The 12,023-nt window shown below is 61.3% G+C and carries 10 protein-coding genes and 1 tRNA gene; 10 read left to right on the top strand and 1 reads right to left on the bottom strand.

Annotation, left to right across the window (positions count from 1 at the left end):
• The first annotated feature begins 85 nt into the window (after nt 1–85).
• The 9 genes from OSA81_12790 to OSA81_12750 all read left to right on the top strand — a co-directional run bounded on the left by OSA81_12790 (nt 86) and on the right by OSA81_12750 (nt 10,381).
• Nucleotides 86–808, top strand: a complete 723-nt coding sequence (locus tag OSA81_12790; GenBank protein ID MDE0899883.1) for a YggS family pyridoxal phosphate-dependent enzyme — start codon at nt 86–88, stop codon at nt 806–808.
• Nucleotides 805–1,842 (top strand): DivIVA domain-containing protein, encoded by a 1,038-nt coding sequence (locus OSA81_12785; GenBank protein ID MDE0899882.1) that lies wholly within the window; start codon nt 805–807, stop codon nt 1,840–1,842. Before OSA81_12790 ends, OSA81_12785 begins: the two co-directional genes overlap by 4 nt.
• 20 nt (nt 1,843–1,862) lie before the next feature.
• Entirely contained in the window at nt 1,863–2,687 is an 825-nt protein-coding gene (locus OSA81_12780; GenBank protein ID MDE0899881.1) for a purine-nucleoside phosphorylase, read from the top strand.
• An 18-nt stretch (nt 2,688–2,705) separates the two neighbouring features.
• The gene (ileS, locus tag OSA81_12775) at nt 2,706–5,921 is read left to right on the top strand and encodes an isoleucine--tRNA ligase (protein ID MDE0899880.1); all 3,216 of its coding nucleotides are present in this window, start codon (nt 2,706–2,708) and stop codon (nt 5,919–5,921) included.
• Between the two features lie 7 nt (nt 5,922–5,928).
• Nucleotides 5,929–6,924: an RluA family pseudouridine synthase gene (locus OSA81_12770; protein MDE0899879.1), complete on the top strand. Its 996-nt coding sequence runs from the start codon at nt 5,929–5,931 to the stop codon at nt 6,922–6,924.
• A gap of 440 nt (nt 6,925–7,364) precedes the next feature.
• A complete protein-coding gene (locus OSA81_12765) occupies nt 7,365–8,450 on the top strand; it encodes a hypothetical protein (protein ID MDE0899878.1) in 1,086 nt (361 codons plus the stop codon).
• Nucleotides 8,447–9,775, top strand: coding sequence for a sigma-54 dependent transcriptional regulator (locus OSA81_12760; GenBank protein ID MDE0899877.1), 1,329 nt, complete (start codon nt 8,447–8,449; stop codon nt 9,773–9,775). Before OSA81_12765 ends, OSA81_12760 begins: the two co-directional genes overlap by 4 nt.
• 31 nt (nt 9,776–9,806) lie before the next feature.
• Entirely contained in the window at nt 9,807–10,001 is a 195-nt protein-coding gene (locus tag OSA81_12755) for a hypothetical protein (protein ID MDE0899876.1), read from the top strand.
• Nucleotides 10,001–10,381: a Rid family detoxifying hydrolase gene (locus OSA81_12750; protein MDE0899875.1), complete on the top strand. Its 381-nt coding sequence runs from the start codon at nt 10,001–10,003 to the stop codon at nt 10,379–10,381. The genes OSA81_12755 and OSA81_12750 overlap by 1 nt, the downstream gene beginning before the upstream one ends.
• Nucleotides 10,382–10,424: 43 nt before the next feature.
• Here the strand turns inward: OSA81_12750 and lhgO are convergent, their stop codons facing one another.
• Complete coding sequence (gene lhgO, locus OSA81_12745) at nt 10,425–11,621, bottom strand: L-2-hydroxyglutarate oxidase (GenBank protein ID MDE0899874.1); 1,197 nt, start codon at nt 11,619–11,621, stop codon at nt 10,425–10,427.
• A gap of 273 nt (nt 11,622–11,894) precedes the next feature.
• Here lhgO and OSA81_12740 point away from each other — a divergent pair.
• Nucleotides 11,895–11,969, top strand: a tRNA-Val gene (locus tag OSA81_12740).
• The last annotated feature ends 54 nt before the right edge of the window (nt 11,970–12,023 follow it).

Raw genomic sequence — 12,023 nt, 5'->3', positions numbered from 1 at the left:
AGGTTCGGTAAGTCCGGAGCTGAGAGGATCCCGAAGGGGACCCCGCCGGTCTTCCGGCGGGGTCCTTTTCTTTTATACCCACTAGATGATGCAGACGACGACCGACACTTATGCCGCGCGGCTTGCCGAGGCGCTCCCTCGTGTCCATGACCAAATCGCTGGTGCGACTGAGGCGGCTGGGCGTCGGCAGGAGTCGGTCCGACTGATCGCTGTGACCAAGACCCATCCGGTTGAGGCCGTCGAAGCCGCCTTGTCTGCGGGCCTGATGGACCTTGGCGAGAATCGCGTCGAAGAACTTGAGGCGAAGGTCGGACATTTCGGGGCCGCTGCCGCTCGCTGGCACATGATTGGCCATCTGCAGACGCGAAAGAGTGCTCGGGCGGCGGCCGCTTCCGATCTGATCCATTCGGTGGACAGCCTCAGGCTTGCGGAGAAGATCTCCCGGAGCGCGAGCGAGGCCGGCAGAACGGTTGCTGTTTTGGCTCAGGTGAACACGTCGGGCGAGGATTCGAAGAGTGGTTTCACCACTGAGAGAGCGCCCGATGAGGTCGCGAGGATGGCGGAATTGCCCGGTCTGCGCGTAAATGGTTTGATGACGATGGCGCCGTTCGTTGAGGACGAGGTTGTTCTTGGACGAGCATTTGGCAGTTTGAGAGCACTATCTGAGGAGCTCCGTCGTGGCTGTGACCTAGTTGGGCCAGAGTTATCGATGGGTATGACGAACGACATGGAAATCGCGATCCGGGAAGGCAGTACGATGGTTCGGATAGGCACCGCACTCTTCGGTCCAAGAGGAATCGCTCAATGATCGACATGACACCGCTCGATGTACGGAACAAACGCGGCGACTTCAAAAGGATCATGCGGGGTTACGACCCCCCTGAAGTTGACGTATTCCTGGAACTCGTCGCCGAACGACTCGAAGCGTTGTTTCGTGAAAATCTCCAGCTTCGAGAGCGAACGCAGACGCTTCAGGATCAGGTTTCGCAGCAGGCCAAGCGAGAGCATGCGGTTCAGGAGGCGCTTGTCACAGCCCAGGGACTGCGAGCCGATATTCAGGCTCAATCGCAGCGCGAGGCCGAGCATGTCATGAAGGAGGCCGAGGGCGAATCTCGCCGGCACATCGCGGACGCGGAGGCTGAGGCCCGGCGGATCATGACCGAAACGGAAGCGCAGGTTCGTGATCAGGTGAGGGGCATCGAGCGTCGTGTTGAGAATGCCGATGCGACCATGGAAGAGCTCGAACGTCGGCGCGCCAGGTTCCTCAGGGAAATGAGTGGGCTGCTGAACCGTGAGATGGACGTCGTCCGCGTGGAGCAGAACCGCGCCCCATTTGAAGAACGAGCCAGCGATTTGGATCTAGGCTCTCGGAGAAGTGAGACTGCCGCCGAGTCAGCGACGGACCACGGTGGGTCTTCAGACCCGTTGCCGGACGTCGTGACGGGCGATCTGAAGACGGAAGTGGTCGGCGCTGTCCCGCTAGAAGCCGAGTCGGTGATGCCGGAAGCTGTCGAACACCCGATCGATGTCACGAAGTCGCACCCCACAGTCGCGTCCAGGCTAAGCGCCCCACTGCCCGATGCGGGCAGTGCGCCGTCCTCGCTGGAGGTAGAACTCATGACAGGTGTAGCCGACTCGATCGAGCAGGCGGAGGTTCAGCACACCGGCGAGGGGCCTGACCGGTTCGCTGCGGTTCCGGATCTGCGAACGGTGCTTGCTGAGTCTGGCGAAGAGGATCCTGCCCTGGACTCGCCCGCAGAAATCGCCCCGCCACCAGAGCCGGGCATCCAGCCTGACAACTTGATCCTGTTCGACCCGGAGGAGCGGGACCGCAAGCGCTAGCGCGCGGTCAACGATCCACAATGTCCACCGACTTGTCATCCAGGGTCGACGAGGCCGTCGGCGCCGTTCGGAAGCGTTCGTCATTTGAGCCACGTGTGGGGATCGTGCTCGGTACAGGTCTCGGTGCGCTCGCCGACCTCGTCGAGGTCGAGGCTGTGGTGCCCTACGAAGAGATCCCGGGATTCCCCGTCCCCACGGTTGAGACGCATTCGGGCCGACTGGTGCTGGGTACCCTTGAGGGCACGCCCGTCGCTGTGATGCAGGGACGGTTTCATCGCTACGAAGGGTACTCTCTCCAGGAAGTGACCTTCCCGATCCGAACATTGCGCCGACTCGGGGCGGATACGCTGCTGGTGTCCAATGTTTCGGGTGGTATGCATCCCCTCTGGGCGGTTGGCGATCTGGTGCTGATCGACGACCACATCAACCTGCTCGGGGACAGTCCCCTCGTAGGACCCAACGCGGATGACTTCGGCCCCCGCTTCCCAGACATGTCGGAGCCGTACGATATGGAGCTACAAGGAAAGGCGAGTGCTGCCGCCATGGACCTCGGTATCCAGCTGCATCGAGGGGTCTATGTAGCAGTGCCTGGCCCGCAACTCGAGACGAGAGCGGAATACCGCATGCTTCGTGGTATGGGAGCCGATATTGTGGGCATGTCCACGGTCCCGGAGGTTATCGTCGCGCGGCACATGGACATGAAGGTGATGGGGCTGAGTATCATCACGGATGCGTGCCTTCCGGACGCGCTTGAACCTGTCGACGTGTCGCGAATTATCGCGGCGGCCGGAGCCGCCGAGCCTCATCTCACTCGCCTCATTGGGCGGGTTGTGAGTCAGCTGTAGCGTCCGACGCTCCTCTGCGTGGGACCCCTCAACGATCTTCAACTTCAGTACCCCATGGGTTATCCAGAATTGCCGTCCGGCCTCCTCGCCATCGAGGAAGAGACGCTTAAGCGTTGGCAGAACGAAGACCTCTTCCGCCAGACGCTCGAAGCCAATGCTGATGGTGAGCAGTTCGTCTTCTTCGAGGGACCGCCGACCGCCAACGGTCGCCCGGGTCTGCACCATATCCTCAGCCGAACTATCAAGGACTTGGTCTGCCGCCATCGTGCGATGCTCGGGCACAGTATCACGCGAATCGCCGGATGGGACACACATGGGCTCCCGGTAGAGATCGAGGCTGAAAAACGACTTGGCATCAGTGGGAAACCGGAGATCGAAGCTCTGGGAATCGCCGAGTTCAACCAGGTCTGCAAAGACTCTGTCTTTACTTACAAGGAGGAGTGGGAGGAACTCAGCGAGCGTACCGGATATTGGCTTGAGTACTGGCGTCCGTACGTCACCTTTCACACGTCGTACATCGAGTCAGTGTGGGCGATTCTCAAGACATTGGCCGACAAGGATCTTCTCTACCGGGGCCACAAGAGTGTTCCGTATTGCCCGCGTTGTGGAACGGCTCTTTCCTCGCACGAGGTGGCCCAGGGCTACAAGGACGTACTCGATCCGTCTTTGACGTTCGTCGCCGAGGTGCTGCAGGCCGACGGGACCCCGGATCCGGACGGTCGAGCATTTCTCGCCTGGACGACGACGCCCTGGACGGTTCCGTCGAATAGCGGGCTCGCCGTCCACCCGAAGCTGGACTATGTGGAAGTCGCACGGGACGGTCGACGGTATATCGTCGCGGAAGCCCGTATCGAGGCGATCTTCGGCGAAGACGCTGAAATCACTGGGCGATACAAGGGCGATGACCTGATCGGTTGGCACTATCGACGCCCTCTCGAGTTGGTAGCGGTTCCGGAGGAAGTCGGGAACGGCTGGACGGTCGTCTCTGAGGAGTTTGTCAGCGCCGATGATGGCACGGGCATCGTGCACATGGCCCCGGCGTTCGGGGCGGACGATTACGCAGCGGGCCAGCGGCACGATCTCCCCATGCTGAATCCTATCGACGGGGAAGGGCGGTTTACCGCCGACGTCGGGCTTGTTGCGGGACAATTTGTGAAGGACGCGGACCCGGCGCTGGTTGATGCACTGAAGGAGCTGAATCTCCTTTTTGATATTGGCCGAATCGAGCACAGCTATCCGCACTGCTGGCGCTGTGGCTCTCCGTTGCTCTATGTGGCGATCGACTCATGGTTCGCCGCGACGTCCACGCTCAAGGACGAGATGCTCGCGAACAACGATCAGATCGCGTGGCACCCTCCCGAGGTCGGAGAGAAGCGTTTCGCGGAGTGGCTTCGCGGAAACATCGACTGGGCCTTGTCCCGAGATCGGTACTGGGGCACGCCGCTCCCTGTGTGGGTTTGTGACGCCAATCCGGACCATATGCACTGGATCGGTTCGCTTGCTGAACTCGGTGAAGCCGCGGGCCCGCTCGCGGATGACTTCGACCCCCATCGTCCATTCATCGACGAACTCACCTGGTCATGCGCCGCCTGTGACGGGACGATGCACCGGACGCCCGAGGTGATCGACGCCTGGTTCGATTCCGGAGCGATGCCCTACGCACAGTGGCACTACCCGTTCGAGAACGAAGACGAGTTCGAAGACCACTTCCCGGCCCACTTCATCTGCGAGGGCTTAGATCAGACAAGAGGCTGGTTCTATTCGCTCCTCGCAATTTCGACGATGCTGGGCAAAGGAGCGCCCTTCCAGAACGTCCTGGTGAACGATCTCGTCCTGGACGCTCAGGGCCAGAAGATGTCGAAGTCCAAGGGCAACGCGGTCAATCCTTGGGATGCCGTGGGCGAGCACGGCGCGGACGCTCTGCGCTGGTACTTCATCACGGCCTCGAATCCATGGTTGCCGAAGCGCTATGACTCGGCCGGTGTTCGCGAAGCGGCCCGCAAGTTCTTCGACACGCTGTTCAATACCTACAAATTCTTTGCCCTTTACGCCGAGGTCGAAGAGTGGGTGCCGAGTGAGGATGATCCCACGCCGGAGGATCGCCCGCTGTTGGACCGCTGGTTGCTTACCCGACTGGACTCGGTCGTCACCGAGGTGAGAGGCGATCTGGACGCCTATCAGCTCACGCGAGCCTATCGAACGCTGGGCGATTTTGTCGTCGAGGACCTATCGAACTGGTACGTACGCCGGAGTCGATCGCGGTTTTGGGGCACGGAGGACAAAACGGACCAACGGGCCGCGTTCCGCACACTCTTCGACGCGCTACGCACGGTGTCTGTGCTCGCAGCTCCTTGTGTACCCTTTGCCGCTGACTGGATCCATCGAGCACTCACCGGACGATCGGTCCACCTTGAGCGCTTTCCTGAGGTCATCGGAGAGTCCAGTCGCACCCTGTTGGACGGAGTCGCGCAGGGGGCGGACATTGAGGGCGACATGGATTCGGTGCGCACCCTGGTGTCCCTGGGGAGGGCAGCAAGAGAGGACGTCCAGGTGCGGGTCCGTCAGCCACTTCGCGAGGTTCGGGCTGTCCTACCAGGAGGGCGCACGCTCTCGGAAGAGATGCTCGAGGTGGTTCGAGATGAGCTCAATGTGAAGCAGGTGGGATTCCTGTCTTCTGTCGACGGAATTGCCACGCTCACGGGGAAGCCCAACTACCGCGCGCTCGGGGGCCGATTTGGCAAGCAGACGAACGATGCCGCCAACGCGATTCGAAGCCTGGGTGCATCTGCCTTGGCCGCCTATCAATCCGGCGAAGTGGTCGAGGTCACGGTCGGCGGGGAGACGCATACACTCGCGCCGGGCGATATCGAAATCATCCAGGAGGCCGCGGGAAACCTGGTGGTGAAGGGTGAGGGCGCCTACACGGTCGCTCTGGACGCTGAACTCGATGATGCCCTCCGCGCGGAGGGCATCGCCCGCGAGCTGGTGAATCGGTTACAGCGCCTCAGGAAGGACACTGGGCTCGAGATCACGGATCGCATCAAGGTGGCAGTCGGTGGCCCGGAAGATGTATTGGCTGCCGCCACTGAGCACAGCGACTTCATCCGACATGAGACTCTCGCGGTCGAGGTGTCTGTGGCTGAAACCATTCCTGCCGCCGATTTCGAACACGTGCTCGAGGTCGATCTCGATGGCGTAGCTGCGTCGATCGGATTGCAGAAGGTGCCCGGATGAAGCGGAGATGGGGGTGAAAGGTGCACAGAGTGACCTCGAACCGGATGACCTCGTGGGTGAGGTCCATACGCTCGTCGTTGCAGAGGGGGACTCTCAGCGACTCGATGTCTTCATTTCGGAACGGCTTGAGCTTTCACGCACGAGAGTTCAGAAGCTGCTCGGCGACGGCCATATCACGGTCGACGGCCGGTTGGGGAAGAAGTCAGAGATCGTAGAGGCGGGGCGGGCGATAGCGGTGCGAGTGCCTCCCGCGGAATCTGTCGAGATCGGAGCCGAAGACCTGCCGCTCGATATCGTCTACCAGGACGACTCGCTTGTCGTCGTGAACAAGGCGCCGGGGATGGTCGTGCACCCCGCACCCGGGCATCGCGGCGGTACGCTGGTCAATGCGCTCCTGTGGCACGTCCCGACGGTTGAAGGCGTTGGAGGACGCGCACGCCCAGGTATCGTCCACCGGCTGGACCGTGACACGTCGGGTCTTCTCGTCGTGGCCAAGACGGACCACGCACATCAGACGCTGTCCGACGCATTGAGGGCCCGCCGAGTGAAGCGGTTCTACACGACCGCTGCCTGGGGTCACCTGAATGAGTCTCCTCTCATTGTCGACGCGCCGATCGGGCGGGACCCGCGGGACCGAAAGCGGATGGCGGTTCTGGACGACGGGCGTGACGCGACAACTCGTTTCGAGGTGACAGAGCGGTGGAGCCGGGTGGACCTACTTCGCGTGGCTTTGAAGACCGGACGGACCCACCAGATTCGTGTACATCTGGCCCACCTTGGCCATCCGGTGGTTGGTGATGCGACGTACGGTGTGGGTTGGGTAAAGGGGCTGGGTGGTCCGACGCGCCGGTGGGTCGACGAGCTGGCCCGACGCACCCCTCGCCAGTTTCTTCATGCTGCCGAACTTGTATTCACGCACCCCGAATCGGGCGAGGTCATGCAATTCAAGGCTGAACTTCCTGAGGACCTCGCAGCCGTGGCTGAGTGGGCTCGTGCGCCTTGATGAATCGACCGGGGACCCTTTCTAAATCCCTTCAGCAATCGGATTCTTAACGGCGCCGAAAGGTCCGGGATTATCGGATTCCTCATGTCGTATGCACACTGTTTCAGATGTCTAAATGCGATCCGAAACTGACGTTCGATTCGCTCGTCGTCGGCCCTGTATAAGCGTGCTAAGCAGGGAAGCTCGGCGCTGCCGCAGGCTCACAAGAATCTCGCCGACCAGGCCTCCTCCCTCGATGATACCGAAGGCGCTTAGGCTCAGTACGAGAAGGCCATAAAGCTGGGGGATGATGTGTGCCTGCGTCTGGGCACGATGCCTTCCCAGAGTAATGAGCGCGATGTCGCCTTGTTGCTCTGGCGCCGAGCGCAGGATATGAATCCCTGCAATGCAGCGGTCAAGGCGAATCGGGATATGCTCGCCGGGGAGTAGGGCAGGTCACTTTGCGCTCAGTCATCCAACTCATCGTGTGCCTCACCGGCTTCCTGCTGGTTCAGGCAACAGAGGTCAGCGGTGCGCGCCTGGATTTCGCCTGGCAGGCACTACAGATCGGGGGTGCTGCGGACTCGACTGCCCCGTCGGACACGATTGCTAGGATCCCCGGCGTCCTCGACGGCGAAGCGTACGCCTCGGTCAACGGTCTACGCGCGCGGGTGTATTTCGCATCGAGCGATGCCTTGGTAGCCGAGAGGGTGCGACAGTTGCTCGACGATCAGGCACCACTCCCGGGTCTCCCGGCCTCGTTCCCTTTTGGGGTGCACGCCGTGTTGGCCCATTCGCCCAAGGCTTTTGATGAGGTGACCGGAGGCGTCGCTCCGGAGTGGAGGGCCGGCGTCGCGCTGCCGCTTGAGAACATCCTCGTAGTACCCACGGGGGAGGGAATGCGTGTAGTGGATGGGGAGGGGCTTCGGACGCTCAGGCACGAATGGGCCCACCTTGGTCTCCAAGCTCATCTCGGCGATCTCAGAGCTCCGCGATGGTTCAACGAGGGCTATGCCCAATGGGCGTCCGGCGGATTCGAAACGGGCGGTGCATGGCGGCTGCGGGTACTCATCGCCGCCGGTCGAGCCCCCGCCATGGATTCGCTTGAACTGCGCTGGCCAGCCGGACGAGAGGAAGCACGCACTGCGTACCTTCTCGCAGCGAGCGCCGTCACGTATCTGCTTGAGGCTGGTGGGGAACCCGGGTTACGCATCTTTTTGGACCGGTGGAAGGAGCAGCGCTCGTTCGATTCGGCGTTCCGCGAGACCTTCGGCCTGACTCCTGGTCAATTTGAAGAGGACTGGAAGAGGCACGTAAAGGACCGCTACGGCTGGCTCTTCGTTCTGAGTCACTCCTCGGCCTTCTGGCTGGCACTGGCATTGGTCTTGCTCTTTATGTTTCGTGGGCGTCAGAGATACAATCGCCAGAAATTTGCACGCCTCCGGGCTGGCGAAGTCCCCGATGAGCCTGCGTATTGGGAAGGGGAACCAGAGCTCAGGGCCGATGGACCCGCGAGCCAACCCCCCGGGGTAGGAGAGGACCTATGACTAAAGCATCGAACCCGCGCATTCTCGTAGTCGACGACGACACCGATGGCCTCGAGGTCCTCGAATTGCGTTTGACCCACGCCGGCTATGAGGTTGAAACGGCCGAGAGTGCGGAAAAGGCGCTCTCGCGGGTGAAGGCCTTCGATCCGGGCATGATCGTGACCGATGTGCGCATGTCAGGCATGACGGGGCTCGAACTGCTGGAAAAGATTCGTTCGGCCATGGAGGGTGTCGAGGTCGTTGTGATGACGGCGCACGACGACATGGAGACTGCTGTATCCGCTATGAAATTAGGCGCGTTCGATTTCCTGGTGAAGCCAGTCGATCCGAAGGCCCTAGAGGCGCTCGCTGACCGGTGTTTTCGGGAGCGGGAACTGGTGGCAACGACAGAGATCCCGGAGGCCGTGGCAGCACTCCCCAAAGGCCGGCTCGTCGGACGCGACCCAAGGATGATCGACATCTACAAGACGATCGGTGTCCTTGCGGCGAACCGGGCGACCGTGCTCATCCGCGGAGAGACCGGGACCGGTAAAGAGGTTATCGCACGTGGCATCCACGAGAATTCGGGGCATTCGACCGAGCCGTTCATTGCAGTGAATTGCACTGCGCTGACGGACAGCTTGCTAGAGTCCGAGCTGTTTGGTCACGTGAAGGGTGCCTTCACCGGGGCGATTGGCTCACGGAAGGGGTATTTCGAGCTTGCCGGGAAGGGTACGATTTTTCTCGACGAGATCGGCGATACGAGCCCGGACTTTCAGACCAAGCTTCTTCGGGTGCTTCAGGAGCGCCGCTTCTATCCGGTGGGTGGCGAGCAGGCCAAGGCCACCGAGGCTCGTGTCATTGCGGCGACCCACCAGCCGATTGAGCGACTGATTGAAGAAGGGCGGTTTCGAGAGGATCTGTACTTCAGGTTGAAGGTCGTCCAGATCGAGGTGCCGCCGCTGAGGGAGCGCCCGGGAGACATCGAGTTGGTAGCTACCGCGCTGCTAGGTCGGATTCGCGAAGAGACCGGGAGAGATATTCGTCGGATCTCCGACGAGGCTGTCGCCCGCCTGTCGGCGTACTCGTGGCCCGGGAATGTTCGTGAACTGGAGAATGCGTTGCTCCGGGGTGCGATCGTAGCGCGCGGTACGGTGATCGGCGCCGATCACCTGATTATCGAGGATTCCTCGGCCGGGCGTGACGGGCCAGATGACCAGACCCTTTCTGCGGCGATTCTTTGGCACATTCGGTCCGTGCTCAAGAGTGTCGAGGGAGACGAGGCAGCGGCCGCTGTGCTTTTAGGCATCACAAAGAAAGAGTTGCAGGCCCATCTCACGGATTGACCCAGATCGGTACAGTTTCTAGGATTCGGCCATGTCCAGACAGACGATGAAGAAAAAAGTACCCTCGGCGCTCACGTTCACTCGGGTGAACGCCATGCTCGGCGCAGCCGGGCTGGTGGCGCTCACGGCCGGTTACTGGCTCTTGGGTCAGGGCTCGATCACCACAGCGCCGCTGCTTCTGGTGCTTGGGTATTTGGTCTTGCTGCCCATGGCGATCATCCGCTGATGGCGCGGACACCGCTCAGCAGCGCCACGGCGTCGGCCATTGGGCCCTATTCGCACGCGATCGACGACGGCACGCATGTCTTCTGCTCCGGTCAGACACCGATCGATCCGGAGACGGGCGACCTCAAAGTCGGCGGCGTGGGCGATCAGACGAATCAGTGCTTCGACAATCTTTTCGCGGTGCTCGCAGATGGCGGACTCACCTCGGATCATGTCGTGAAGGTCAATGTGTACCTGACCGACATGAACGACTTCGCAGAGATGAACGAGGCCTACGTTACGCGCTTCTCGGCGCCACCCCCGGCTCGTACCACCGTCGCAGTGGCTGGACTGCCGATGAACGCACAGGTCGAGATCGAACTGGTCGCGAAAAAGCCGTAGCTCCTGTGTCGGTCTAGGCATATGACCGATGGCCGGTGGTGTGCTATCCGGCGAGCTGTCGACTTATACGCGCAGAGATTTCTTCGCCGATGACGAGAGACGCCGTGGCCGCTGGGCTCGGAGCGTTGACCACGTGGACGGCGCCCGGCGACTCAGCCCAGACGAAGTCGTGGATGAGTTCGCCCGCCGAATTCATGGCTTGAGCTCGCACACCGGAACTGCTTGACACCAAATCGTCACCGGTGACCTCGGGAATGAGCCTCTGCAGCGCTTCTACAAAGCGCACTCGGTCGAAGGATTGCCGCAACTCCCGCGTCACCATCTCTGGATGCGCCTTCATGAACCGCCACAGGCCAGGGTACAGAAGAGCTTCAGCTAACTCGCCTCGGTTGACCGTACCTAGTGTGTAGCCCTCTCTGGCGAAGGCCAGAACTGCGTTCGGCCCGGCATCGATACCGCCACCGACGCGTCGTGTGAAGTGCACCCCGAGGAACGGGAAGCCTGGTTCCGGGAGAGGATAGATCAGGTGCCGGACGAGATGTTCGCGCTCGGGCTTGAGGCGGTGATACTCACCCCGGAAGGGCATGACCATGCAGCCCGGGTCGTCACCCGCCATCGTCGCGATCCGATCGGAATAGAGGCCTGCGCAGTTCACCAGCACGCGTGTGGAGAAATCGCCTGCAGCAGTTTCGATTGTCCAACCGGACGCCGCCCGAGTGAGCCCGGTGACCTCGGCGTTAAGGGTCAGGACCGCTCCACGGCGCTCGATCTCAGACGCGAGGATACGACAGACTGCGGCATAGTCTGCGATGCCTTCCTCCGGGACGAGGATCGCCCCGACACTGTGAACGTGCGGCTCGACTTCTCGTGCCTCATCAGGTCCGAGCAGACGCAGGCCGATCAGCCCGTTCGCCTCCCCCTTGGCGAGCATAGCTTGGAGGCGCGGGCGTTCATCCGTGGTCGCTGCGACGACCAGCTTGCCGCAGATTTCGTGGGCAATGTCATGGTGCTGGCAGAACTCGGTCATCCTTCTGATACCCGTTCGGGCCAGGCGGGCCTTTGCAGACCCGGGTTGATACTGAAGACCGGCGTGGAGCACACCGCTGTTGTGGCTGCTCTGGTGCTGCGCCAGAGCCGGCTCCTTCTCCAGGACGCGAACAGAATCGATGCCCGCTTCGAGGAGGGCGTGCGCTGTCGCAAGCCCCACGATGCCGCCGCCAACGATTGTGACGTCGGTCACATATGCTCCATGTATGGGAAGGGTACTTCACGGTCCATCGAAGGTGACCCACCGGAGGCGTTGCAGACTGCCTGGTGCGGCATAGGAAGATAATGATACGAACTTGAAGGAGTGCGTCGGAGGGGGGGGAATGAAATCGTTGATATGGCTTGGCAGATCGCTTCATCATGCGGTCATGAAGCAGTGGATGGTCGAGGTCCTGGTCGAGGGAACAGATCTCTTACCACGAACCGATTCCTGCGATAGTGCGATCGAATTACTTTTCATGGCTTAGGGCGCTTAGCTCAGCTTGGTTAGAGCACCTGCTTTACACGCAGGGGGTCGGGGGTTCGAGTCCCTCAGCGCCCACTATGTTGCAGTAAAAGGAGTTACGGGAATGGTCACTCACTCAGTGGGTGGCCA

Source organism: Longimicrobiales bacterium (assembly GCA_028823235.1).
In the GTDB taxonomy this organism is placed as follows: domain Bacteria; phylum Gemmatimonadota; class Gemmatimonadetes; order Longimicrobiales; family Gaopeijiaceae; genus UBA2589.
Note: the sequence above shows the minus strand (reverse complement) of the source record. Positions and strands in the feature narration are given on the sequence as shown.

What these genes read in the sequence shown, in the direction of transcription:
- OSA81_12755 (MDE0899876.1), top strand. Translation starts at nt 9,807, where the DNA reads ATGTCCAGACAGACGATGAAGAAAAAAGTACCCTCGGCGCTCACGTTC.
- OSA81_12780 (MDE0899881.1), top strand. Translation starts at nt 1,863, where the DNA reads ATGTCCACCGACTTGTCATCCAGGGTCGACGAGGCCGTCGGCGCCGTT.
- OSA81_12760 (MDE0899877.1), top strand. Translation starts at nt 8,447, where the DNA reads ATGACTAAAGCATCGAACCCGCGCATTCTCGTAGTCGACGACGACACC.
- OSA81_12790 (MDE0899883.1), top strand. Translation starts at nt 86, where the DNA reads ATGATGCAGACGACGACCGACACTTATGCCGCGCGGCTTGCCGAGGCG.
- OSA81_12770 (MDE0899879.1), top strand. Translation starts at nt 5,929, where the DNA reads ATGGGGGTGAAAGGTGCACAGAGTGACCTCGAACCGGATGACCTCGTG.
- OSA81_12785 (MDE0899882.1), top strand. Translation starts at nt 805, where the DNA reads ATGATCGACATGACACCGCTCGATGTACGGAACAAACGCGGCGACTTC.
- OSA81_12750 (MDE0899875.1), top strand. Translation starts at nt 10,001, where the DNA reads ATGGCGCGGACACCGCTCAGCAGCGCCACGGCGTCGGCCATTGGGCCC.